At 68.1% G+C, this 24,113-nt stretch carries 18 protein-coding genes; 11 read left to right on the plus strand and 7 right to left on the minus strand.

What is annotated here, in order from left to right:
• Window positions 1–7: 7 nt before the first annotated feature.
• Window positions 8–1,969, minus strand: a complete 1,962-nt coding sequence (gene tkt, locus AC1RRR_RS22755) for a transketolase (protein ID WP_492816359.1) — start codon at window positions 1,967–1,969, stop codon at window positions 8–10.
• A 179-nt stretch (window positions 1,970–2,148) separates the two neighbouring features.
• Here tkt and AC1RRR_RS22760 point away from each other — a divergent pair, with 179 nt between their 5' ends.
• Together AC1RRR_RS22760 and AC1RRR_RS22765 are read left to right on the plus strand one after the other, a co-directional pair.
• Window positions 2,149–4,185 (plus strand): NAD(+) synthase, encoded by a 2,037-nt coding sequence (locus tag AC1RRR_RS22760; RefSeq protein WP_492816361.1) that lies wholly within the window; start codon window positions 2,149–2,151, stop codon window positions 4,183–4,185.
• A 75-nt stretch (window positions 4,186–4,260) separates the two neighbouring features.
• Window positions 4,261–5,571 (plus strand): mannose-1-phosphate guanylyltransferase/mannose-6-phosphate isomerase, encoded by a 1,311-nt coding sequence (locus AC1RRR_RS22765; RefSeq protein WP_492816362.1) that lies wholly within the window; start codon window positions 4,261–4,263, stop codon window positions 5,569–5,571.
• On the opposite strand, the gene AC1RRR_RS22770 is transcribed toward AC1RRR_RS22765, so the two are convergent.
• On the minus strand, window positions 5,555–6,712 hold the full coding sequence (locus AC1RRR_RS22770) for an AGE family epimerase/isomerase (protein ID WP_492816364.1): 1,158 nt from the start codon (window positions 6,710–6,712) through the stop codon (window positions 5,555–5,557). The two genes, AC1RRR_RS22765 and AC1RRR_RS22770, sit on opposite strands and share 17 nt — an antisense overlap.
• Window positions 6,713–6,796: 84 nt before the next feature.
• Here AC1RRR_RS22770 and AC1RRR_RS22775 point away from each other — a divergent pair, with 84 nt between their 5' ends.
• The 6 genes from AC1RRR_RS22775 to AC1RRR_RS22800 all read left to right on the plus strand — a co-directional run bounded on the left by AC1RRR_RS22775 (window position 6,797) and on the right by AC1RRR_RS22800 (window position 11,954).
• Complete coding sequence (locus AC1RRR_RS22775) at window positions 6,797–7,342, plus strand: D-glycero-alpha-D-manno-heptose-1,7-bisphosphate 7-phosphatase (RefSeq protein ID WP_492816366.1); 546 nt, start codon at window positions 6,797–6,799, stop codon at window positions 7,340–7,342.
• Window positions 7,339–8,202: a dTDP-4-dehydrorhamnose reductase gene (rfbD, locus tag AC1RRR_RS22780; protein ID WP_492816368.1), complete on the plus strand. Its 864-nt coding sequence runs from the start codon at window positions 7,339–7,341 to the stop codon at window positions 8,200–8,202. The genes AC1RRR_RS22775 and rfbD overlap by 4 nt, the downstream gene beginning before the upstream one ends.
• A 74-nt stretch (window positions 8,203–8,276) precedes the next feature.
• Entirely contained in the window at window positions 8,277–8,930 is a 654-nt protein-coding gene (gene fsa, locus AC1RRR_RS22785; protein ID WP_492816370.1) for a fructose-6-phosphate aldolase, read from the plus strand.
• Window positions 8,931–9,068: 138 nt separating this feature from the next.
• Window positions 9,069–9,305 (plus strand): hypothetical protein, encoded by a 237-nt coding sequence (locus AC1RRR_RS22790; protein ID WP_492816372.1) that lies wholly within the window; start codon window positions 9,069–9,071, stop codon window positions 9,303–9,305.
• A gap of 69 nt (window positions 9,306–9,374) precedes the next feature.
• Window positions 9,375–10,769 carry a pyridoxal-phosphate dependent enzyme gene (locus AC1RRR_RS22795; RefSeq protein WP_492816374.1) on the plus strand — a complete coding sequence of 465 codons (1,395 nt, stop codon included), beginning with the start codon at window positions 9,375–9,377 and terminating at the stop codon, window positions 10,767–10,769.
• 9 nt (window positions 10,770–10,778) lie between these two features.
• Window positions 10,779–11,954, plus strand: coding sequence for a trans-sulfuration enzyme family protein (locus tag AC1RRR_RS22800; RefSeq protein ID WP_492816376.1), 1,176 nt, complete (start codon window positions 10,779–10,781; stop codon window positions 11,952–11,954).
• Here the strand turns inward: AC1RRR_RS22800 and AC1RRR_RS22805 are convergent.
• Window positions 11,881–12,873, minus strand: a complete 993-nt coding sequence (locus AC1RRR_RS22805; protein WP_492816378.1) for a mechanosensitive ion channel family protein — start codon at window positions 12,871–12,873, stop codon at window positions 11,881–11,883. The two genes, AC1RRR_RS22800 and AC1RRR_RS22805, sit on opposite strands and share 74 nt — an antisense overlap.
• 132 nt (window positions 12,874–13,005) lie before the next feature.
• Between AC1RRR_RS22805 and AC1RRR_RS22810 the strand changes: the two genes are divergently transcribed.
• The gene (locus AC1RRR_RS22810) at window positions 13,006–14,166 is read left to right on the plus strand and encodes a DegT/DnrJ/EryC1/StrS family aminotransferase (RefSeq protein ID WP_492816380.1); all 1,161 of its coding nucleotides are present in this window, start codon (window positions 13,006–13,008) and stop codon (window positions 14,164–14,166) included.
• On the opposite strand, the gene AC1RRR_RS22815 is transcribed toward AC1RRR_RS22810, so the two are convergent.
• Window positions 14,163–15,344 carry an MFS transporter gene (locus AC1RRR_RS22815; RefSeq protein ID WP_492816382.1) on the minus strand — a complete coding sequence of 394 codons (1,182 nt, stop codon included), beginning with the start codon at window positions 15,342–15,344 and terminating at the stop codon, window positions 14,163–14,165. The genes AC1RRR_RS22810 and AC1RRR_RS22815 overlap by 4 nt on opposite strands.
• Window positions 15,345–15,502: 158 nt before the next feature.
• On the opposite strand from AC1RRR_RS22815, the gene AC1RRR_RS22820 reads away from it, so the two are divergent.
• Window positions 15,503–16,720 (plus strand): multidrug effflux MFS transporter, encoded by a 1,218-nt coding sequence (locus AC1RRR_RS22820; RefSeq protein ID WP_492816599.1) that lies wholly within the window; start codon window positions 15,503–15,505, stop codon window positions 16,718–16,720.
• Here AC1RRR_RS22820 and AC1RRR_RS22825 read toward each other — a convergent pair.
• Together AC1RRR_RS22825 and AC1RRR_RS22830 are read right to left on the minus strand one after the other, a co-directional pair.
• Complete coding sequence (locus AC1RRR_RS22825; protein ID WP_492816384.1) at window positions 16,717–18,327, minus strand: cisplatin damage response ATP-dependent DNA ligase; 1,611 nt, start codon at window positions 18,325–18,327, stop codon at window positions 16,717–16,719. The genes AC1RRR_RS22820 and AC1RRR_RS22825 overlap by 4 nt on opposite strands.
• A 19-nt stretch (window positions 18,328–18,346) precedes the next feature.
• Entirely contained in the window at window positions 18,347–19,063 is a 717-nt protein-coding gene (locus AC1RRR_RS22830) for a hypothetical protein (protein ID WP_492816386.1), read from the minus strand.
• A 90-nt stretch (window positions 19,064–19,153) separates the two neighbouring features.
• Here AC1RRR_RS22830 and AC1RRR_RS22835 point away from each other — a divergent pair, with 90 nt between their 5' ends.
• Complete coding sequence (locus tag AC1RRR_RS22835) at window positions 19,154–19,585, plus strand: PaaI family thioesterase (RefSeq protein ID WP_492816388.1); 432 nt, start codon at window positions 19,154–19,156, stop codon at window positions 19,583–19,585.
• Here the strand turns inward: AC1RRR_RS22835 and gltB are convergent.
• Window positions 19,582–24,096, minus strand: coding sequence for a glutamate synthase large subunit (gltB, locus tag AC1RRR_RS22840; RefSeq protein ID WP_492816390.1), 4,515 nt, complete (start codon window positions 24,094–24,096; stop codon window positions 19,582–19,584). The genes AC1RRR_RS22835 and gltB overlap by 4 nt on opposite strands.
• Window positions 24,097–24,113: the final 17 nt, after the last annotated feature.

Consider the following 24,113-nt stretch of genomic DNA (forward strand, 5'->3'; position numbering starts at 1 on the left):
CAGTGTCTTAGGCGCCGGCGGCTTCCGCGACGGCTTCGGCGGTGATGCCGAATTCCTTGTAGAGGCGCTCGAACGGGGCCGAGGCGCCGAAGCTCTTCATGCCGACGAACTTGCCGTCCTCGCCGATGAAGCGCTCCCAGCCCATGCGGATGCCGGCCTCGACGGCCACGCGCACCGGGGCTTGGCCGATGACCGAAGCCTGGTAGGCGGCGTCCTGCTTGTCGAACAGTTCCCAGCAGGGGGTCGAGACGACGCGGGTCGGCTTGCCCTTGGCCTGCAGGATGTCGCGGGCGGCCACGGCGACGCCGACTTCCGTGCCCGAAGCGAAGATCGTCACGGCCGCTTCACCGCCCTCGGCGGCCAGCAGCTCGTAGGCGCCCTTGGCCGACAGATCGCCGCCGGCGGTGCGCACGTGCGGGGTCTTCTGGCGCGACAGGGTCATGACCGACGGGGTGCGGGCGCTTTGCAGGGCGACCTTCCAGCACTCGGCGGCTTCCACCGCGTCGGCCGGACGGAAGACCAGCAGGTTGGGGATGGCGCGCAAGGACGCGACCTGTTCCACCGGCTGGTGGGTCGGGCCGTCTTCGCCCAGGCCGATGGAGTCGTGGGTCATCACGTGGATAACGCGGGCTTCCATCAGCGCGCCCAGGCGGATCGCTGCGCGGCTATAGTCGGCGAAGGCCAGGAAGGTGCCCGAATACGGGATCACGCCGCCGTGCAGGGCCATGCCGTTCATGGCCGCGGCCATGCCGAACTCACGCACGCCGTAGTGGACGTAGCGGCCGGTATATTCCGGCGCGTCGAAGGCGCCCATGCCCTTGACCAGGGTGTTGTTCGAGCCTGTCAGGTCGGCCGAGCCGCCGATCATTTCCGGGATGGCCGGGATCAGCTGGTCCAGGGCCGAGCCCGAGTGGACGCGGGTGGCGTTGACCGGCTTGGTCTCCAGGGCCTTGGCGATGTGGGCGTCGACGGCCTCGAAGGCGGTCGCGGGCAGCTCGCCCTTCATGGCGCGGGTGAAGTCGCTGGCGTGGGTCGAGGCGGCCAGCTTGGCTTCCCAGGCCTTGCGGACCTTGGCGCCGCGACGGCCGACGCTCTTCCAGGCCGTGGCGATGTCGCCCGGCACGGTGAACGGCTCGGCGTCCCAGCCCATGGCGACGCGCGAGGCGGCGATCTCGCTGTCGAACAGGGTGTAGCCGTGGCTGTGGGGGTCGCCTTCCTTCGGACCCGCGCCCTTCGAGATCAGCGTCTTGCACGCGATCATGGTCGGGCGGTCCTGCTTGGTGGCCCAGCGCAGGGCGGCGGCGATCTTCGTATGATCGTGGCCATCGACGACCTTCACGGCCCAGCCGGCGGCCTTGAAGCGGGCGACCTGGTCGCCGGTCTCGGCGATGGTGGCCACGCCGTCGATGGTGGTGTTGTTGTCGTCGAACAGCACCGTCAGCTTCTTCAGGCGCAGGCGGCCGGCGATGCTGATGGCTTCGTGGCTGACGCCTTCCATCAGGCAACCGTCGCCGGCGATCACCCAGGTGCGGTGGTCGACGAGGTCAGAGCCGAAGCGGCCGGCCAGATGGGCTTCGGCCATCGCCATGCCGACGGCCGTGGCCAGGCCCTGGCCCAGCGGACCGGTCGTGGTCTCGACGCCGGGCGTGTGGTGCACTTCCGGGTGGCCGGGGGTCAGCGACCCCCACTGACGGAAGTTCTCGATCTCCTTCATCGTCACGGCCTTGAAGCCGGTCAGGTGAAGCAGCGAATAGAGCAGCATCGAGCCGTGGCCGGCCGACAGCACGAAGCGGTCGCGGTCGGCCCAGTTGGGCTGCGAGGCATCGAACTTCAGGAACTTGCCCCACAGAACGGTCGCCACGTCGGCCATGCCCATCGGCATGCCTTGGTGACCGGACTTGGCCTTGTGCACGGCGTCCATGGAAAGGACGCGGATCGCGTCGGCCATCTTGATGGGCGAAACGGGCATGTGAGCTTCCGTCTTTGTTATGTTTTGCAGGGCTGCGCGAGGGGCGCACTCGCACGCGATGCCCCGGGGGTCAACCCGCGCGGACACGCTTCTTGACCGCTATGCAACATCGTCCGCAGGCGCTATAGCTGGAGACAGACTTATGCTCAATTTCAGCATAACCCTGAAAGGCCGGTTCTTTGGGTAGTCCGTCGTTCTTCTCGCCCTACCGCCATGGCTTCGTCCGCGTGGCGACCGCCGTTCCCAAGGTGAAGCTGGCCGATCCGGCCGTGAACGCCGCGAGTGTCCTGGCCCTGGCCCGCGAGGCGCATGACGCCGGCGTGGCGGTGATCGTGTTCCCGGAGCTGGGCCTGACCGGCTACACGATCGACGATCTGCTGCAGCAGGAAGTGCTGCTGGACGCCGTCGAGGCGGCGATCGCGACGTTGGTCGAAGAGAGCGCCGGTCTCGCGCCGCTCATCGTGGTCGGCGCGCCGCTGCGTGACGGCGGCCGGCTCTACAACACCGCTGTGGCGATCCAGGGCGGCAAGGTGCTGGGCGTCACGCCCAAGAGTTTCCTGCCCAACTACCGCGAATTCTATGAGCGCCGCTGGTTCACGCCGGGCGCGGGGATTACGGGCAAGACCTTGACCCTGGCCGGCCAAAGGGTCCCGTTCGGGACCGACGTGTTGTTCAGGGCCGACGCCCCGACGCCGTTCACCGTGGGTGTCGAGATCTGCGAGGACGTCTGGACGCCCACCCCGCCTAGCACCGCCCAGGCCCTGGCCGGGGCCGAGATCCTGCTGAACCTGTCGGCCAGCAACATCACCATCGGCAAGTCCGAGACCCGCCGGATGCTGTGCGCCAGCCAGTCGTCTCGGATGGTCGCGGCCTATGTCTATGCCGCCGCCGGCGCGGGCGAGAGCTCGACGGACCTGGCCTGGGACGGCCATGTCGACATCCACGAGATGGGCGCCCTGCTGGCCGAGAGCCCGCGCTTCTCGACGGGGCCGGCCTGGACCTATGCCGACATCGACGTCGAGCGGATCCGCCAGGAACGCATGCGGGTCGGCAGCTTCGGCGACGCCATGGCGCTGAACCCGCCCAAGGTTCCATTCCGCATCGTGCCGTTCACGTTTGAAGCGCCGGCCGGCGATCTCGCTTTGGTCCGGCCGATCGAGCGCTTCCCGTTCACGCCCTCGGACCCCGCCAAGCTGCGCGAGAACTGCTACGAGGCCTACAACATCCAGGTCCAGGGCCTGGCGCGGCGGCTGGAGGCCTCAGGCCTGAAGACGCTGGTCATCGGCATCTCGGGCGGGCTCGACTCGACCCAGGCGCTGCTGGTGGCGGCCAAGGCGGTCGACCAGCTAGGTCTGCCGCGCACCAACATTCTCGCTTACACCCTGCCGGGCTTCGCGACCTCGGACCGCACCAAGGACAACGCCTGGGCCCTGATGCGGGCCATCGGCGTCACGGCCGCCGAGCTCGACATCCGGCCGGCCGCGACCCAGATGCTGAAGGACCTGGACCACCCGTTCGGGCGCGGCGAGCCAGTCTATGACGTGACCTTCGAGAACGTGCAGGCCGGCCTGCGGACGGACTATCTGTTCCGCCTGGCCAACCACAACGCCGCCCTGGTTGTCGGCACCGGCGACCTGTCGGAACTGGCCCTGGGCTGGTGCACCTACGGCGTCGGCGATCATATGAGCCACTACAACCCCAACTGCGGGGCGCCCAAGACGCTGATCCAGCACCTGATCCGCTTCGTGGCCCATTCGGGCGACGTCGACACAGGCACGACCGCGCTGCTGGAGGACATCCTGGCCACCGAGATCTCGCCGGAACTGGTGCCGGGCGAGGTCACGCAGGCGACGGAGAGCTTCGTCGGCCCCTACGCCCTGCAGGACTTCAATCTTTTCTACATGACCCGCTACGGCATGGCGCCGTCTAAGATCGCCTTCCTGGCCTGGAGCGCCTGGCACGATGCGGAGCAGGGCGGCTGGCCGGTCGGCCTGCCCGACAGCGGTCGCCGCGCCTACGACCTGGCCGAGATCCGCAAGTGGCTGGAGCTGTTCCTCAAGCGCTTCTTCGCCAACCAGTTCAAGCGCTCGGCCGTGCCGAACGGGCCCAAGATCTCGTCGGGCGGGGCGCTGTCGCCGCGCGGCGACTGGCGGATGCCGTCGGACGCGACCGCTGACACCTGGCTGGCCGAGCTGAAGGCGAACGTTCCGAACTAATAAGGCCTTCGCCTTGCGGTCGCTTCGCTATATCCCCGGACCCAAGCAGGGGTGCTTGTCAGTCTGAGGTTACTCTTGGCCGCGATCTATCCGGTTATCCTGTGCGGCGGTTCGGGCACGCGCCTGTGGCCCGCTTCGCGTAGCGACCAACCCAAGCAATTCCTGAAGCTGGTCGGCGACCGTTCCAGCTTCCAGGAGACGGTGCTGCGGGTGCGCGACCTGCCGGGTGTCGCCGAGATCGTCGTGGTCACCGGCGAGGCCATGGTCGGCTTCGTCGCCGAGCAGACCGCCGAGATCGAGACCTGGGTCACCATCCTGGTCGAGCCCGAGGCCCGCGACAGCGCTCCGGCCGTGGCCGCCGCCGCCGCCTATGTCCAGACCCTGGACGCCGACGGCGTGGTGCTGATGCTGGCCGCCGATCACCACGTCGCCGACCCCGCGATGTTCGGCGACGCAGCCGTCATCGCCGCCAAGGCCGCCGAGCACGACTTGATCGTCACCTTTGGCGTGCAGCCCACCGTTCCGGCCACCGGCTTTGGCTATATCCGCCCCGGCGCGCCGCTGCTGGACGGCTCGGTGCGCGAAGTCGCCGCCTTCGTCGAGAAGCCCGACCGCGAGACCGCCGAGCGCTACCTGCTGGAAGGCTATCTCTGGAACAGCGGCAACTTCGCCTTCAAGGCCAGTACGCTGCTGGGCGAGTTCGAGGCGTTCGAGCCTTCGGTGGCCGAGGCCGCCAAGGCTTGCGTCGCGACGCTGGAACTCGAAGCCGGCATTGGCCGCCTGGACCGCGAGGCCTTCGCCAGCGCGGCCAAGATCAGCCTCGACTACGCGGTGATGGAGCGCACGACCAAGGCCGCTGTGGTTCCGGCGACCTTCGCCTGGTCGGACCTGGGTGCCTGGGACGCTATCTGGGAGGCCTCGGTTCGCGACCACGACGGCAACGCTCAGGACGGTGACGTCGACCTGCACGAGGCCACAAACGTGTTGGTGCGGACGACTGGGCCTTATGTCGGGGTGATCGGCGTCAGCGACATCGTCGTGGTGGTCGAGCCGGACGCGGTGCTGGTTTGCCATCGCAAGGACAGCCAGGCGGTGAAGGTCCTGGTCGACGGGCTGAAGGCCAAGGGCCGCTCGATCGCCTCGCGCAAGAGCGCCTCGCCCAATGGGACCGAGACCCTGGTTAGCACCGACGGTTTCGACGTCGAGCTGCGTCGCGCCCCGGCTGGTGAGACCGTGGTCCTGCCGGTCTCGACCGTGCAACTGCTGGAAGGCGTGCTGGAGATCGACGGCGACGTCTATGCCGCCGGCGCGATCATTCCGCTGGAGGCCGAGACGCGGGCGCGCGCCATCGGCGCAGCCACCCTACTGCTTACGAAGCCGCGCTGACCGCCCGGTCGAACTCCACAATGGCGCAAACGATATGATAGAACGAGCTGGCCGGGGCCGGCTCGTCGATGAAGTCGCCGTTGGGCTGCATCTTGTCGCGCCAGACGCCGGGAACCGGCGTGCGCAGATAGGCCATCAGGCCCTGGGCGCCCGCCGCCGCCATGGCCCAATACTTGGCCTCGCCAGTGATCTCGGCGGCCAGGACGGCGGCCTTGATCCGTTCGGTCTGCGGCCACAGGCGAGCCTTGGCGTCGTCGATCGAGAAGTCGTCGAGCAGGGCGTTGATCGCCACGCCGTTCTCGAGATTGATCCCGTGATCCTCGCCGGCGTCGATCATGCGCAGCGCGGCGGCCGTGGCGTCGGCGCGGCCGGCCAGCTTGCCCCAGCGCAGCAGCAGCCAGCCCCATTCGAACTGGTGGCCCGGCTCGCAGATGCGGCCTTCGCGCCCGGGGGCAGGGTTCCAGTCCAGGTCGAAGAACTCGCGCAGCATGCCGCTCTCAGCCTGGATGAACTTCGCCAGGGTCAGCTCGGCGATCTCGTCGGCCAGAGCCCGCCAGACGGGATCGCTGTCGATCTCGGACCAGGCCAGGCAGGCTTCCAGCAGGTGCATGTGTTCGTTTGAGCCCTGCGGCAGGCTGGGCGGATCGGTCAGGTAGAAGCCGCCTTGCGGATGCTTGCGCGTGGCGATCAGCTTGCCGCGCACTTCCGTCGCCAGGGCGCGCATCTCGTCGGCCCGCTCGGGCATGATCCGCGCCACAGCGGCGGCGGCGAACATCGAGAAGGCCTGGTCATAGAGGGCGGCGGTGTCGTCCAGGCTGGCGCCGTCGGGCCCGACCAGCGCGCGGAACAGGCCGTCCGGTCGACGATAGTTCGACAGATAGAAGGACAGGCCGTGTGTCACGGCCTCCCGCCACGGGCCGGTCCAGCCAAGGTCGCCGGCGACCGAGTAGGCATAGATCTGGCGCGGCAGAACCCGGCCGCGACGCGGACCCTGGACAGGTTCGCCTTCCAGGCTGAGCTTCTCGAAGAAGCCGCCGGCCGGATCGGCGCCGGTTTTCCACCATATTGGATAGGCCGCCTCGGTCGCCCAGGTCTTGAGGCGGTCGCGCAGGCGGGCGGCGTCGGCGAAGGCGTTGGTCATGGGCCGCATTTCTAGGGAGCTTAAGCGACGAGGCCAAGACGCGAGCCGTGGTATTTCGCGAGCACTCGCGGTAGTGCTCAGGCCATGATCGACGCTGCCGCGCTTCCTCCCCTGAAGGCTGTGTTCCTGGATCGTGACGGCGTGCTGAACGTCGATCACGGCTATGTCTCCGATCCGGCCAAGCTGAACTGGATCGAGGGCGCGCGCGAAGCGGTGGCGGCGATGACCCAGGCGGGGCTGAAGGTCCTGGTGGTCACCAACCAGTCGGGCATCGGCCGGGGCTATTTCGACGAGGCGGCCATGGACCGCTTCCACGACGCCATGCTGGAGCAACTGGCGCAGCTGGGCGGGGTGATCGACGCCTTCTACCACTCGCCGTTCCACGAGGCGGCCATCGTCGAAGCCTATCGCGTCGCCGATCACCCCGATCGTAAGCCCAATCCCGGCATGGTCCTGCGCGGCCTGGCCGAGTGGAACCTGACGCCGGAAGAGGCGGTGATCATCGGCGACCGCCATATCGACGTCGAGGCCGGTAATCGCGCGGGCATGCCGGGCTACCTGTTCAAGGGCGGCAACCTGCGGGCCTTTGTCGGCCAGGTGCTGGGCGATCGGGTTCCCGCGCTCAAATGAGGATCCTGCAGTTCGGCAAGACCGGTCAGGTCGCCACGGCGGTCCAGGCCGCGGCACGCGACGGCGTCGAAGTCGTCGCCCGGTCCCGCGCCGACTGCGACCTGGAGAACCCGGAAGCGATCCGCGCCGCCATCTTGGCCGCCGACTGCGACTTGGTGCTCAACACCGCCGCCTTCACCCATGTCGATCCGGCCGAAGCGCGGCCCGACGAGGCCTTCGCGGTCAACGCCACGGCGCCAGGCGCGATGGCCGCCGCCTGCGCCGAACGGGGCCTGCCGTTCGTGCATCTGTCGACTGATGCGGTGTTCGATGGGGTGACCGAGCGTCCCTATGTCGAGACCGATCTGGCCGAGCCGATCAATGTCTATGGCCGCTCCAAGCTGGCCGGCGAGCAGGCCGTACTGGCCCATCCCCGGACGACCGTGCTGCGCATCTCGTGGGTCTTTTCCCGCTACGGCCGCAACTACGTGAGTTTCATGCTGAAGCTGGCCCGCGAGCGCGAGGTGCTGAAGGTGGTGGCCGACCAGTTCGGCACGCCGACCGACGGCGAGGCCCTGGCCGCTTTCCTGGTCGCGACCACCCCGCGCTGGGCCGCCGCGCCGGCCGGCGATCCGGTCTTCGGCCTGTTCCACTTCGCCAATGCCGGCGAGACCAGCCGCTTCGACTTCGCCAAGGCCGCGATCGATCGTGATCCGCAGTCGAAGGCCCGCGTCGAGCCGACCACCCAGGCCGCGTTCGCCGAGCCGGCTCCGCGTCCGCCGCGCACGCCGCTCGATACTGGCAAGCTGCAAACCGTGTTTGGTTTCACGCCCGAACCCTGGCGCACCGCCGTCGAGCGCACAGCAGACCGACTGGTATGACGAGTCTGGCGTGACGCCGCCGCTCGGGCTAAACCGACGCCAACTCCCGACATAACAGAGCAGCGCGAGCGACCATGCAGATCTTCCTCGACAGCACCGACACCAAGGTCATCGCCGACCTGGCCAGCACCGGCCTGATCGACGGCGTCACCACCAACCCGACCCTGATCGCCAAGTCGGGCCGTCCGATGCTCGAAGTCATCGCCGAGATCTGCGACATCGTCCCGGGCCCGATCAGCGCCGAAGTCGCCGCCACCACGGCCGACGCCATGATCGCCGAGGGCCAGAAGCTGGCCAAGATCGCCCCGAACGTGGTGGTCAAGATCCCGCTGACCCGTGACGGCCTGATCGCCTGCGCCGCCTTCGCCGACGAAGAGATCAAGACCAACGTCACCCTGTGCTTCTCGCCGACCCAGGCCCTGCTGGCCGCCAAGGCCGGCGCGACCTACATCTCGCCGTTCATCGGCCGCCTGGACGATTACGGCTTCGACGGCATGGACCTGATCCGGGACATCCGCGCGATCTACGACAACTACGGCTATGAGACCGAGATCCTGGCCGCCTCGGTGCGCAACGCCGCCCACGTCAAGGAAGCCGCGATCATCGGCGCCGACGTCGTCACCATCCCGCCGGCGGTGTTCGCCGAGCTCTACAAGCACCCGCTGACCGACAAGGGCCTGGAACAGTTCCTGAAGGACTGGGCCTCGACCGGCCAGTCGATCCTCTAAGCATTGCGTGCTCCCGGGCGGGCAGGCGCTCGCCCGGGACGCGAATAGGTGATCACAGTTTATTTCGCATTGGCGAAGCTGGTTCGCAAATGCGAGTTCATGCGTTAAGGCTTGGTCCGTTCACAGAGGGCCACGCTCATGGCTTCCCAAGAGGCCTCTACGACCGCTGAGACCGAGGTTCGCCTCGCCGGCCCAGAAGAGGCCGATCGCTTCTCGCGATTCCTGCACGGTTTCCTGTCGGCCAACGGTTTTCCGTTCGTGATCGTCCACGACACGCCCGAGTTGCTGGGCCAGCTGCGCAAGGTGGTGTTCGAGGACGTCTGCCTCAGCCGCAAGTTCGCCGCCGAGTGGTCGGTGATGACCGGAACCGCCTAACCCCTTCCAATATTCCCCAAAGCGTACCTACCTAGAGGAAATCGTTTCCCCCTCTGGCGGAGCTGCGCCATGAACGACCCCAAATCCGGCCTTCCTTCGATTGCCGGCTCTGCCCTGGACCTGATCGGCCGCACGCCGATGATGGAGGTCAAGAACCTCGACACCGGTCCCTGCCGCCTCTTCCTCAAGCTCGAAAACCAGAACCCCGGCGGCTCGATCAAGGACCGCGTCGCCCGCGCGATGATCGAGGCCGCGGAAACCGATGGCCGGCTCAAGCCTGGCGGCACCATCATCGAGGCCACGGCCGGCAATACGGGCCTGGGGCTGGCCCAGGTGGCCACCCTCAAGGGCTACAAGCTGATCCTGATCGTCCCCGACAAGATGGCGCGGGAGAAGATCCTGCACCTGCGGGCCATGGGCGTGGACGTGCGCCTGACCCGCAGCGACGTCGGCAAGGGCCATCCGGAATACTACCAGGACATGGCCCAGAGCCTGGCCCAGTCGATCCCCGGCGCGCTGTACGCCAACCAGTTCGAGAACCCGGCCAATCCCTACGCCCACGAGACCACGACGGGTCCCGAGATCCTGGCCCAGATGGACGGCGACATCGACGCCATCGTCGTCGGCGTCGGCTCAGGCGGAACGCTTACGGGCGTCGGCCGCTACATGAAGGCAAATTCGCCCAAGACCCAGATGGTGCTGGCCGACCCGGTCGGCTCGATCCTGCGCGACTATGTCGAGACCGGGACCTTCGGCGAGGCCGGCAGCTGGATCGTCGAGGGCATCGGCGAGGACTTCATCCCCGACAACGCCCAGATGGACCTGGTGTCGAAGGCCTATTCGATCAGTGACCGAGAGAGCGTCGACACCGCCCGCCTGCTGCTGAAGAAGGAAGGCATCCTGGCCGGCTCGTCCTCGGGCTGCCTGCTGGCGGCGGCGCTGAAATACTGCCGCGAGCAGACCGAGCCCAAGCGGGTTGTCACGCTCGTCTGCGATACGGGCTCGAAATACCTGACCAAGATGTTCAATGACTTCTGGCTGGCGGCCCACGGCTTCGACGGTCGCGAGCTGCACGGCGACCTGCGCGACCTGATCGCCAAGCGCTATGCCGAGGGCGGGGTGATCGCCATCGGTCCCGACGACACCTTGCTGACCGCCTACAACCGCATGCGCTCGTCCGACATCAGCCAGCTGCCGGTGGTCGATCGCGGTCGGCTGGTCGGCATCCTCGACGAGAGCGATCTCCTGGCCGCGGTCGAGGCCGGCGACGAGGCGCCCCGCTTCAAGACCCTGGTCGGCGCGGCCATGACCAAGGCGGTCAACACCCTGCAGGCCCACCAGAGCATCGACGACCTGCCGGAAGTCTTCGACCGCGACGAGGTGGCCCTGGTGGTGGAGGGTGAAGAATTTCTGGGTGTCATCACCCGCGTGGACCTGATCAATCACCTGCGCCTGAGCGCCTAGAGGACCTGCATGACCGACATCCCCGGCAAGAACCGCCTGGACTTCGCCACGCGGACCATCCACGGCGGCCAGTATCCCGACCCGACGACCGGGGCGGTGATGGTGCCGATCTACGCCACCTCGACCTACGCCCAGGCCAGCCCCGGCGAGCACAAGGGTTTCGAGTACAGCCGCAGCCACAACCCGACCCGCTTCGCCTTCGAGCGCAGCATCGCCGACCTTGAGAGCGGCACGGCGGGCTTCGCCTTCGCCTCAGGCCTGGCGGCGGCCTCGACGATCCTGGAGACGCTGGACAGCGGCGCGCACGTGATCGCCAGCGACGACCTCTATGGCGGCTCGTTCCGGCTGTTCGACAAGGTGCGCAAGCGCTCGGCCGGCCTGACCTTCAGCTTCGTCGACATGGCTGACCTGGCGGCCGTCGAGGCGGCGATCACGCCGGCGACGCGGATGATCTGGGTGGAGACGCCCACCAACCCGATGCTGCGGCTTGCGGACCTGGCGGCCATCGCCACGCTCGCCAAGAAGCACGGCTTGATCACCGTCGCCGACAACACCTTCGCCAGCCCCTACATCCAGCGGCCGCTGGAGCTGGGCTTCGACGTCGTCATGCACTCGGCGACCAAGTACCTGAACGGCCACTCCGACGTGGTCGCCGGCGTGGCGGTGGTCGGCGACAACGCGGCCCTAGCCGACCAGATGAAGTTCCTGCAGAACGCCATCGGCAGCGTGCTCGGCCCGTTCGACAGCTTCCTGGCGCTACGGGGGGTGAAGACCTTGGCCCTGCGCATGCAGCGGGCCTGCGACAGCGCGCTCGAGATCGCGCGCTGGCTGGAGAAGCACCCGGCCATCGAGCGGGTGATCTATCCGGGCCTGGAAAGGCATCCCCAGCACGACCTGGCCAAACGCCAGATGACCGGCGGCTTCGGCGGCATCATCTCGGCCGACGTGAAGGGCGGCCTGGCCCCGGCCCGCAAGATGCTGGAGCGCACGCGCCTGTTCACGCTCGCGGAAAGCCTGGGCGGGGTCGAAAGCCTGATCGAGCATCCGGCGATCATGACCCACGCCTCGATCCCCGCCGATCAGCGCGCGGCGCTGGGCATCACCGACGGCCTTATTCGACTTTCGGTCGGGATCGAGTCGACGCGGGACCTGATTTCCGACCTCGACGCGGCTTTATCAGATTGAGCAGGTGATGGTGCTCGCCCTCGCCCGGCATGACGGGCGAGGGATCGACCGCCTTTGACTTGCGCGGCGGCGGCAGGTCCTCGCGGGTCGGATCCTCGGCCAGCAGGTGGGCCACCAGCATCAGGTCGGTCTTGACCGGCCCGAAGTCGGCGGCCGAGGTCCAGGCGCGGATGGCGGCCTGGGCGTAGACTTCCGACAGGTCGGTGACCTCGATCATCACCGCCGGGTCCTTGCGGATGCGCGGGTCGCTCTCGGCCCGTTCGCGCAGGCGCTTGAGCACCAGAACGAGGTCGGTCTTCAGCGGCACCTTGAACAGCACGTCGGCCCGCCGGGTGCGGTGGGTCGAGTAGTTCAGGATGACGTCGCCGAACACCTTGCTGTTGGGGATCATCACCTTGACGTTGTCGGGGGTGGCGATCTCGGTGAACAGCAGGTCCAGCGACTTGACCGTGCCGTTGCGGGTCGAGGTCTCGATGACGTCGCCGACCTTGTAGGGCCGAAACAGCAGGATCATCACCCCGGCCGCCACGTTCGACAGCGCGCCTTGCAAGGCCAGGCCGATGGCCAGCGAGGCCGCGCCCAGCACCGCGATGATCGAGGTCGCCTGCACGCCCAGCTGCTGCAGAACCGCCACCAGGCCGACCGCGACGATGGCGTAGCGGGCCAGGGAGGCGCTGAAGCTCTCCAGGGTCGGGTCGGGATTGTTCCGGTGCACGCGGTTCAGCGTCCGGCGCATGAAGCGCGCGGCCATGCCGGCGATCCAGAACGTCAGGATCAGGATCAGCGCGGCGACCACCAGGTTCACCGCCACCTTGCCGGCCCAATCCAGGAAGTGCCCGAGCATGGTCTCGTCGGCCTTGAGGTTGGCGAGCGACGGCAGGGACGCATCCGCCGGAAGGGTGGTGGGTTTGGTCTGCATAAGGCTCTCGATAGGCGCCCCCGCGCTCATCGGTCAACGACAGGATGAGCGTGCGGTTCCGCTTGTGGCGGGAAACAGTCGGTTACATCAATTGGCTCGAAATCGTCATGAACCGCGCATAAAGGCCGCGCCATGAGCATGCCTTTCATCGACCTCGCCGCGCAGCAGCGCCGGATCCGCGACAAGATCGACGCCGCCATCGCCAAGGTGTTGGACAGCGGCGCCTATGTCATGGGTCCGCAGGTCCGTGAGTTCGAAGCCAAGCTGGCCGAGTTTGGCCAGGCCAAGCTGGCCCTGTCCTGCGCCAACGGCACCGACGCCATCGCCCTGCCGCTGATGGCCTGGGGCGTGGGCCGGGGCGACGCGGTGTTCTGCCCGTCCTTCACCTTCGCCGCGACGCCGGAAGTGGTGCCGTGGGTCGACGCGACGCCGGTCTTCGTTGACGTGCTGCCGGACACCTACAACCTGGACCCCGCCAAGCTGGACGCCGCCATCGCCGCCGTGAAGGCCGAGGGTCGCCTGACCCCGAAGGTGGTGATCGCCGTCGACCTGTTCGGCCAGCCCGCCGACTATCCGGCCATCAAGGCGATCTGCGACCGCGAAGGCCTGAAGCTGATCTCCGACAGCGCCCAGGGTTTCGGCTGCACGCTGAACGGCCACCACCCGCTGCATTGGGCCGATGTCGCCACTACCAGCTTCTTCCCGGCCAAGCCGCTGGGCTGCTACGGCGACGGCGGGGCGGTGCTGACCAATGACCAGACGCTGTGGGACCTGATGGACAGCTACCGCGTCCACGGCAAGGCGGTCGGTCCGGACCTGGAAGGCAAGACCTTCGACCACGACCCGAAATATCTGAACACCCGCATCGGCATGAATTCGCGCCTCGACACCATCCAGGCGGCGATCCTGCTCGAGAAGCTGGCCATCTTCCAGGAAGAGATCGACCTGCGTCAGGGGGTGGCCGACCGCTACGCCGAGGGCCTGAAGGGCGCGGTGATCTCGAGCCCGGCCGTGATCGACGGCGGCGTCTCGGTCTGGGCGCAATATGTCATCGAGCACGAGAACCGCGACGGCCTGGCCGCGCATCTGAAGACGCAAGGGATCCCGACGGCGGTCTACTACCCCGTCCCGATGCATGTGCAGGCGCCCTACGCCCACTTCCCGCGTGGCGAAGGCGGTCTGCCGGTGACCGAGGCCAAGGCCGAAACCGTGCTGGCCCTGCCGATGCATCCCTATCTGGGCGAGGCCGACCAGCAGAAGATCATCGACGCGATCCGCGCCTTCAACGGCTAGGCGGGTTTCAAGGCCCGGCGGCGCAGCAGGTTCACCGCCTGCAAAGCCGTCGCCGAGGCCGCCAGCGTCACGCCCATGGCGCAGACGCCGGTCCAGCCCATCGACTTCCACAGCATCACCGCGACGGCCGAGCCGGCCGCGCCGCCCACGAACATGCCGCCCATGAAGACGGTGTTCAGCCGGGCGCGCGCCTCGGGCCGCAGCGCGTAGACGATGTGCTGGTTGGAGACGAGGACGCTCTGGATCGCGAAGTCCAGCAGGATCACCCCGACGACCAGGCCCGGCACGCCCGGCCAGAAGCCCAGGATCAGCCACGAGACCAAAGCAAGCGCCGCGCCGGCGGCGATGATCGGGCGCGGGCCGCGCTTGTCGGCGATGCGGCCGGCCAGGGGCGCGGCCAGGATGCCCACGGCGCCGATCACGCCGAACAGCCCGGCGATGTCCGAGCCCAGATGATAGCTCTGCAGATGCAGGGCCAGGATCGTCCAGAACGACGTGAAGGTCGCGAACAATAGGGCCTGGGTCGCCACGGCCAGGCGCAGCGAACCGAACTCGCTCCACAGCCGTCCCAGCGAGATCATCAGGGTGACATAGGACAGGCCGCCCTGCGGATGGCTGCGCGGCAGCTTGGCGTACATCCAGCCGCCGGCCGCCAGGGCCACCGGCGCGGCCAGCCAGAAGATCGCCCGCCAGCCGGCATGGGCGGCGACGAAGCCGGCCAGGGTTCGAGAGAGCAGGATCCCGCACAGCAGGCCGGCCATCACCGTCCCCACCGTCGCGCCGCGCTTCTCGGGTGAGGCCAGGTGGGCGGCGAACGGCACGATCTGCTGCGCCACCGTCGCGGCGGCGCCCAGCAGCAGCGAGCTGACGATCATCAGCCCCGGCGTCGGGGCCAGGGCGGTGGCGATCAGCGCCAGCGACAGGGCCAGGAACTGGAAAGCGATCAGCTTGCGCCGCTCGATCAGGTCGCCCAGCGGCACCAGCAGGAACAGGCCCGCCGCGTAGCCGGCCTGGGTCGCGGTCGGGATCAGGGCCGTGGCGCCGCCGGGCATGTCGCGCAGCATCAGGCCCAGGGTCGGCTGGCTGTAATAGATGTTGGCGACGGCGATGCCGGTGGCGGCGGCCATCGCCAGGGTCAGGCCCCGGCTCAACGCGCCGGGCGGGGTACTGTGGGTCATGGGGCGGCTATATAGGCGTTTCCGACCCAGAAGCGATCACCCTGAGGTTGGCGGGTTGTCGCATGAGCCCTATATGGCCCGCGTACGCGTCTCGTGTCTGGGGCGTCCAGATCGCGAGAACTCCCATGTCCGACACCAAGCCGTCGCCGCATCCCGGCATGGGCTTTGGCCAGTTCGTCGCCCTGATCGCGGCGATGATGGCGACAAATGCGCTGGCCATCGACTCGATGCTGCCGGCCCTGCCCCACATCGGCGAGGCGCTGGGCGTGCATGATCCCAATGCCCGCCAGTGGGTGATCACCGCCTATCTGCTGGGTTTCGGCGTCGCCCAACTGGCCTATGGCTCGCTGGCCGATCGTTATGGCCGCAAGCCGGTGCTGATGGTCGGGCTGACGCTGTACACGCTGTTCGCCGCCCTCTGCGCCTTCTCGACCTCGTTCGAGACCCTGCTGATCGCGCGGTTCCTGACTGGCCTGGGCGCGGCCTCGACGCGGGTGCTGTCGGTGTCGATCGTCCGCGACTGCTATGCCGGCCGCCAGATGGCGCGGGTGATGTCGCTGGCCTTCATCGTTTTCCTGGCCACCCCGATCATCGCCCCCTCGCTGGGCATGGCGGTGATGATGGTCGCCTCTTGGCGCTGGATCTTCGGCATCCTGTCGATCTTCGGCCTGGTCGTCATGGCCTGGGCGGCGATCAAGCTGCCCGAGACCCAGCATCCCGAAGACCGCATCCCGATCTCGGTCAAGGGCGTCAGCTCGGCCTTCAAGACCGCCCTGACCGACCGCATCGCCATGGGCTACACCCTGGCCGCGACCCTGGTGCTGGCCGGCCTGTTCGGGTTCCTGAATTCCGCCCAGCAGGTGTTCGCCGAGGTGCTGCATGCCGGCGACATCTTCCCGCTGATCTTCGCCGGCATCGCCGGGACCATGGCCGTCTCGTCGCTGCTGAACGCGCGGATCGTCGACAAGCTGGGCATGCGCAAGGTCTCGCACTGGGCGCTGATCGGCTTCATCGCCTTCGCCGCCGTCCACGCGCTGATCGCCATCACCGGCCACGAGACCCTGCTGAGCTTCTCGCTGATGCAGGCCGGGATGATGTTCTGCTTCGGTCTGGTGATGTCCAACTTCGGGGCCATCGCCATGGAGCCGCTCGGCCACGTGGCCGGGGCCGCCGCCTCGATCCAGGGCTTCATCACCACGATCGGCGGGGCGCTGTTCGGGTTCCTGATCGGCCAGATGTACGACGGGACCACCATCCCGCTGACCATCGGCTTCACGGGCTTCGGCCTGGCGGGCCTGCTGATGGTGCTGGCCACCGAGAAGGGCAAGCTGTTCCAGACCGGCGCCTCCGCGCCCGCTCCGGCGGCTGCGCACTAGTCGAGCATCGCTTCCAGGGTCGCAAGCTCGTCCGCTTCGCGGGCGGGCTTGTCCCAGCGGATGCGGTTGATGCGCGGGAAGCGCATGGCCACGCCGGACTTGTGGCGGGTCGAGCGCTGCAGGCCCTCGAAGGCGACCTCGAACACCAGGCCGAACTCAAGATCGGCCCGCACCGAGCGCACGGGTCCGAAGCGCTCGATCGTGTGGTCGCGGACGAACTTGTCGATCAGTTTCAGCTCCTCGTCGGTGAAGCCGAAATAGGCCTTGCCGACCGGGGTCAGGTGACGGACGCCCGCCTCGTCCTCGCGCCAGACGCCGAAGGTGTAGTCGGAATAGAAGCTGGACCGCTTGCCGTGGCCGCGCTGGGCGTACATCAGCACCGCGTCGATCAGGTGCGGGTCGCGCTTCCACTTGAACCACGGACCCTTGGGGCGGCCCGGCTCGTAGACGCTGTCGCGGCGCTTGAGCATCAGGCCTTCGGAGAGGCGCGCGTCGCCCTCGGGCGGGTCCAGGCGCAGGGCGGCCAGTTCCTCCCAGGTCTCGAACGGCTGTAGCGGTGAGAGGTCGATACGCGGCGTCGTCAGCCGCGCAACGAACGCCTCCAGCCGCGCGCGGCGCTCGACGAAGGGCAGGCCGCGAACGTCCTCCTCGCCGTCCATCATCAGGTCGTAGGCGCGGATGCCGGCCGGGAAGGTCGCCAGCTGCTTGCCGTCGACGGTCTTGCGGTTCAGCCGCTGCTGCAGATCGCCGAACGGGGCCAGGGCGCCGTCGCGCAGCACCAGCAGCTCGCCGTCGATCGCGCCCTCGAAGTCCAGGGCTTCGACGACGTCCGGGAAGGCGGCCGAGATGTCGTCGCCGGTGCGGGTATAGAGCCGCCGCTCGCCGCGTTCGCTCACCGCCTGGACGCGGATGCCGTCCCACTTCCATTCGGCGACGTAGGCGGCGGGATCCAGCTTGGCGAAATCGACCGCTTCGTCGATCGGCTGGGCCAGCATCACCGGTCGGAAACGCCCCGGCGCGTCGGGCGAGGGGCGTTCGGAGCGGCCTTCCAGCCAGGCGAATAGGTCGCCATAGGGCGGTTCCATCGCATGCCAGACCTCCTCGATCTCGCCGATCTCGACCCCGCCGAAATTGGCGCAGGCCTGCTTGGCCAGGCGCGAGGACACGCCCACCCGCAGGCCGCCGGTCATCAGTTTCAAGAGCGCCCAGCGCCCGTCGGGATCCAGGGCGTCCAGCCAGCCCTCGATCAGTCGCTGGACCTCGGCGCGCGAGGCCGAGTGCAGGGCCTCGATCACCTCGGACAGCTCCGGCGGCCGGTTGGCGCCGGGCTTGGCCGGCCAGACCAAGGCGACGGTCTCGGCCAGGTCGCCGACATAGTCGTAGGACCAGGCAAACAGCTGCGCGTCCATCCGCGCCTCGACCGCCTTGCGGATGAAGGCCGGCTTGGCCGCGTTGAACGACAGCGCCCCGGTCAGGGCCGCCAGGGCGTAGCCGCGATCGGGGTCTGGCGTGGTGCGCAGATGGTCGGCGATCAGGGTCAGCTTGGCGTTGCGCGAGCTGGTCAGGGACAGCCGGTCGAGCAGGTGGGCGAAGGCGCGCATGGACATGGAACGCCGTACCCGCGCTTTAGCTCGCCCGCGCTTCGTCCAGCTGGCCCAGGATCATGATCTTCTGCCAGATCTTGCGGCCCAGGTCCGAGGCCAGGGTCTCGATGTCGTTGACGGCGGCGACGATCACCGGGTCGTCGCTCTCGCCGGCATAGAGCGCGGCCAGCTTGGCGGTCAGGGCCAGCATCTCGGCGCAGTAGTCCAGGTAGCGGGAGAGCTGGAAGTTGGTCATTTCGCGCTTGGGCGAAACGGCGGTCCTGGGGCCCAGCAGGACGGTCGGGTCCTTGGTCAGCTGGTGCATGTCGATGACATGGCAGAACGAGCGCAGCTCGTGCAGGGCCTTCTGGACGCGCTGCTGCTTCCAGCGCCGTTCCAGCGAGGCCAGGAACCAGGCGGCCGCGCCGGAGAGCAGGGCGAGGTTCGCGGCCGACTCCAGGCCCTGGGCCAGGCCGAAACCCTCCTTGGCGCGGACGACCGCGCTCCAGTCCAGGCGCCAGACGAGCATGGCCTCCAGGCCGATGCCGCCCAACACGATCAAGGCCACCAGCAGGCGCAGGAACAGATAGGGCCGCGAGATCCGGTGAGCGCGCTCGGCCGTCCGGTGGGCGGTGTCGGCCAGCCGTCCGCAGACCGCCGCCAGCCCCGAGGCCGGAAACCGCGCGGCCACGCGGGCGTACAGGCTGTCGAGCGTCTCGACCACCTTGTCCGCGTCCAGCTTCTGACGATCCCGAGCCATGCCCCGTCATAGCGCAGGTTCATGACCCCTCGCGCAAGAGCGTGAACGCTGTTAGATTAAAACGACTGTTTGAATTCTAGCGAGGCGAAGATGGACGAGATCCCCGAAGGCTTCGAACCGCATGTCCGCAAGAGCCCGGTCACCGACCCTTGGGAGCCGCTCTACGCCCGCAAAGCCGATGACCGGCTGGTGCTGGGCACGCGGATCCGCGAGGCGCACTGCAATTCACGGAGCATGCCGCACGGCGGCTTCCTGGCGGCCCTGGCCGACAACGCCATGGGCCTGTCGCTGGGCGTCAATCTGACAGCCGCGCGCCAGCCGGCCAGCGGTCTCGTCACCGTGTCCCTGACCCTGGACTATCTCGGCCAGGCGAAACTCGGCCAATGGCTCGAGTTCGACACCGATTTCGTCAAGCTGGGCCGGTCGATCTGTTTCGCCGAGGCGACGGTGCGCGCGGACGGAGTTCCCGTCGTGCGCGCCCGTGCAACCTTCAAGCTGCTGGAGGCGAAGGCTGCCGCCTAGGCCACAGCCTGCTCGGCCGCCAGCGGCTGGGCGAGGCGGGTGAGCATTTCCTTCGGGCAGACCTGCCAGAACTGATCCCGCACGCGGTCCCAGTCCCGCAGCAGGGTCGCCGCGAACACCGAGTCCGTCTCGCGGGCGTGCTCGGCGATCAGCGAGCGCAGCAAGCCTTCCCAATAGGGCGAGGCCAGGCGCTGCACGACGATGCTGTCGGGGTTGATATTGTCCTCGAAGCGGTCGTGCTGGTCGAGCACGAAGGCCATGCCGCCGGTCATGCCCGCGCCGAAGTTGCCGCCCGTCGGGCCCAGGATCACCACCTGGCCGCCGGTCATATATTCGCAGCCGTTGGCGCCGCAGCCCTCGACCACCGTGGTGGCGCCCGAGTTGCGGACCGCGAAGCGCTCACCCGCCTGGCCTGCCGCGAACAGCCGGCCCGAAGTGGCGCCAAACAGCACGGTGTTGCCGAGCAGGGCGTTGGTCTCGGGAGCGGCCAGGCCGCGCGCCGGCTTGATCACGATGGTCGCGCCCGACAGGCCCTTGCCGACATAGTCGTTGGCCTCGCCGGTCAGCTCGATGCGCAGGCCCTGGACCGCGAAGGCGCCCAGGCTCTGGCCGGCCGAGCCCTTGAGCTGGACGGTCAGGTGGCCCGAGGGCAGGCCCTTCATGCCGAACTTGCGGACGATGTGGCTGGACGTGCGCGTGCCGATGGTGCGGGCGGTGCTGCGGACCGTGTAGGTCAGCTGCATCTTCTCGCCACGCTCCAGCAGCGGCGCCGCGTCGCGGACGATCTGGGCGTCCAAGGTGTCCGGCACCGCGTTGCGGCCGACGACCGTGTTGTACGGCTTGTTCGCGCCCGGATCAGCGCGGACCAGCAGCGGGTTCAGGTCGAGGTCGTCCAGGTGCTCGCCACCGCGCGACACCTGCGCCAGCAGGTCGGTGCGGCCGACGATTTCCTGCAGGCTCTTGAAGCCCAGGCCCGCCAGGATCTCGCGCACTTCTTCAGCCACGAAGGTGAAGAGGTTGATGACCTTGTCCGGCGTGCCGGTGAACTTGGCGCGCAGGGCTTCGTCCTGGGTGCAGACGCCGACGGGGCAGGTGTTGGAGTGGCACTGGCGCACCATGATGCAGCCCATCGCCACCAGCGAGGCGGTGCCGATGCCGAACTCCTCGGCGCCCATCATCGCGGCGATGACCACGTCACGGCCCGTGCGCATGCCGCCGTCGGCCCGCAGGACGACGGAGTGGCGCAGGTTGTTCAGGGTCAGTACCTGGTTGGCTTCCGACAGGCCCATCTCCCACGGACCGCCGGCATACTTGACCGAGGTCTGGGGCGAGGCCCCCGTGCCGCCGACGCCGCCGGCGACCAGGATCACGTCCGCCTTGGCCTTGGCCACGCCAGCGGCGATGGCGCCGATGCCGGTGGCCGCGACCAGCTTCACCGTGACGCGGGCGACCGGGTTGATCTGCTTCAGATCATAGATGAGCTGGGCCAGGTCCTCGATCGAATAGATGTCGTGGTGCGGCGGCGGGCTGATCAGCATCACGCCGGGCGTCGAGTGACGCAGGCGGGCGATCATCTCGGTGACCTTGAAGCCGGGCAGCTGGCCGCCCTCGCCGGGCTTGGCGCCCTGGGCGACCTTGATCTCCAGCTCGACGCACTGGTTCAGATATTCGGCAGTGACGCCGAACCGGCCCGAGGCGACCTGCTTGATGGCGCTGTTGGGGTTGTCGCCGTTGGGCAGCGGCTTGTAGCGCGCGCTGTCCTCGCCGCCCTCGCCCGAGACCGAGCGGGCGCCGATACGGTTCATGGCGATGTTCAGGGCGCCGTGAGCCTCGGGGCTCAGCGCGCCCAGGCTCATGCCGGGCGTGACGAAACGCTTGCGGATCTCGTTGACGCTCTCGACGTCGTCGGTGGCGATCGGGTTGCGGTCCGAGCGCCAGTCCAGCAGGTCGCGCAGCTGGATCGGCTTCTGCGTGCGCAGGCCGTTGCTCCAGCGGCGATACAGCTCGTAGTCGCCGGTGTCGCAGGCGCTCTGCAGGGTGTGCATCAGGCGCGCCTCGAAGGCGTGGGCCTCGCCCGAGCGGCGCGACTTGTACAGGCCGCCGACCGGAAGGGTCACGGCCGTCAGGTTCCAGGCCTTGCGGTGCAGCTCGACCGTCTTGCTCTCGATGCCGGCCAGGCCGATGCCCGAGATGCGCGAGGGCATGCCGGGGAAGAACTCGGCGGCCATGGCGCGCGACAGGCCGACGGCTTCGAAGTTGTAGCCGCCGCGGTACGAGGAGATGACGCTGATGCCCATCTTGGAGATGATCTTCAGCAGACCGCCCTCGATGGCCGTCTTGAAGTTGATGCAGGTGTCGCGCAGCGACTTGTCGCCCAGCAGGCCGCGCTCCAGGCGATCCTGGAAGCTTTCCTGCGCGAGGTAGGCGTTAACCGCCGTGGCGCCGACGCCGACCAGCACCGCGAAATAGTGCGTGTCCAGGCACTCGGCCGAGCGGACGATGATCGAGACGTACGAGCGCAGGCCCTTGGCGACCAGGTGGGCGTGGACGCCGCCGGTGGCCAGGATCATCGGCAGGCCGACGCGGTCCTCGGCCGAAGCCTCGTCGGTCAGCACGATGGCCCCGCAGCCGCGCAGCACGGCGTCCTCGGCCTCGGCGCGGATGCGGTCCAGGTTGGCGCGCAGGGCGTCGCCGCCCCGGGCCTCTTCGGCCGGCAGGGGCATGGTGCAGTCGATGACCGCGACGTTCTTCTCGCCCAGCAGGTTATGGACGCGCTCGTACATGCCAGTGGTCAGCACGGGGCTTTCCAACACGTAGACGTCCGCCTGCGCGGCGTCCTGGGCCAGGATGTTGCCCAGGTTCTTGAAGCGGGTCTTCAGGCTCATCACGCCGGTCTCCCGCAGGGGGTCGATCGGGGGGTTGGTCACCTGGCTGAAGTTCTGGCGGAAGTAGTGGCTGAGCGGACGATACTTCTCCGACAGCACCGCCAGCGGGGTGTCGTCGCCCATCGAGCCGACGGCTTCCTTGCCGTCCTCGACCATCGGGGCGAGGATCATCTCTAGGTCTTCCAGCGAATAGCCGGCGGCGGCCTGGCGGCGGGTCAGCTCTTCACGGCCGTACTTGCGCGGCTCGGGACCGGGGCCGATCTCCTTTTCGAGATCGACCATGTTGCCCAGCCAGTCCGTATAGGGGTGGCGGTCGGCCAGTTCGTCGATGATCTCGTCCTCGCCGTACAGGCGGCCTTCGGCGAGATCGATGGCCAGCATGCGGCCCGGCGCGATGGCCAGCTTGCGGGTGATGCGGCTTTCCTCGACGCCGCACATGCCCGCTTCCGAGCCCATGATCACCAGGCCGTCATCGGTATAGGCCACGCGCAGCGGGCGCAGGCCCGAGCGGTCCTTGCCGGCCACGACCCAGCGGCCGTCGGTGGCGCACAGGGCGGCCGGACCGTCCCACGGCTCCATCACGGCGTTGCAGTATGAATAGAGCGCCTTGTGCGACTCCTTCATCTTCGGGTTCGCGGCTTCCGGCACCAGCAGGGCCTTGGCCATCGGCGCGTCGCGGCCGGCGCGCACCAGCACCTCGAAGGTGTTGTCCAGGTTGGCGCTGTCCGAAGCGCCCGGCTGGATCACCGGCTTCACGTCGTCCCCGAACTCGCCGAAGGCCTGGGCGGCCATCTTGATCTCGTGGGACTTCATCCAGTTGATGTTGCCCTTGATCGTATTGATCTCGCCGTTGTGGGCGAGCATCCGGAAGGGCTGGGCCAGGCGCCATTGCGGGAAGGTGTTGGTCGAGTAGCGCTGGTGGAAGATTGCGACGGCGGCGGTGAAGCGTTCGTCCTTCAGGTCGGGATAGAACTCGTCGATCGCCTCGGCCAGGAACATGCCCTTGTAGATCAGCGACTTGGCCGACAGCGAGCAGATGTAGAAGTCGGTGATGTTCTGGCTGTGGACGCGCTTTTCGATGCGCTTGCGGCACAGGAACAGGGCGCGCTCCAGCGCCTCGCCCTCCAGGCCGGCCGCCGGGGCCAGCATGATCTGCTCGATTTCCGGACGGGTGGCGTTGGCCTTCTCGCCGATCACCGAGGTGTCGACCGGCACCTGGCGCCAGCCATAGATGTAGAAGCCAAAGCGCAGGGCCTCGGCTTCCACGATCGTGCGGCAGGTCTCCTGGGCGCCCAGGTCGGTGCGCGGCAGGAAGATCTGGCCGACGGCGATCGGGCCCGAACGCAGGGCGTGGCCCGTGCGGCGCACCTGATCGATGAAGAAGTCCTGCGGAACGCTGACCAGCACGCCGGCGCCGTCGCCGGTCTTGCCGTCGGCGTCGACCGCGCCCCGGTGCCAGAGGGCCTTCAGGGCCTTGATCGCCAGTTCGACGACCTCGCGGCGCGGCTTGCCGTCGATGGCGCAGACCAGGCCGACGCCACAGGCGTCGCGCTCGGTGGTGGGGTCATAGGCGTGACCGTCGATCAGCGCCTGGCGGTTCTTCAGATAGAGGTCCATCTCGTTCATGGCTTTAAGTCCTCTCT

This window comes from Caulobacter sp. GW821-FHT12D05 (assembly GCF_058807295.1).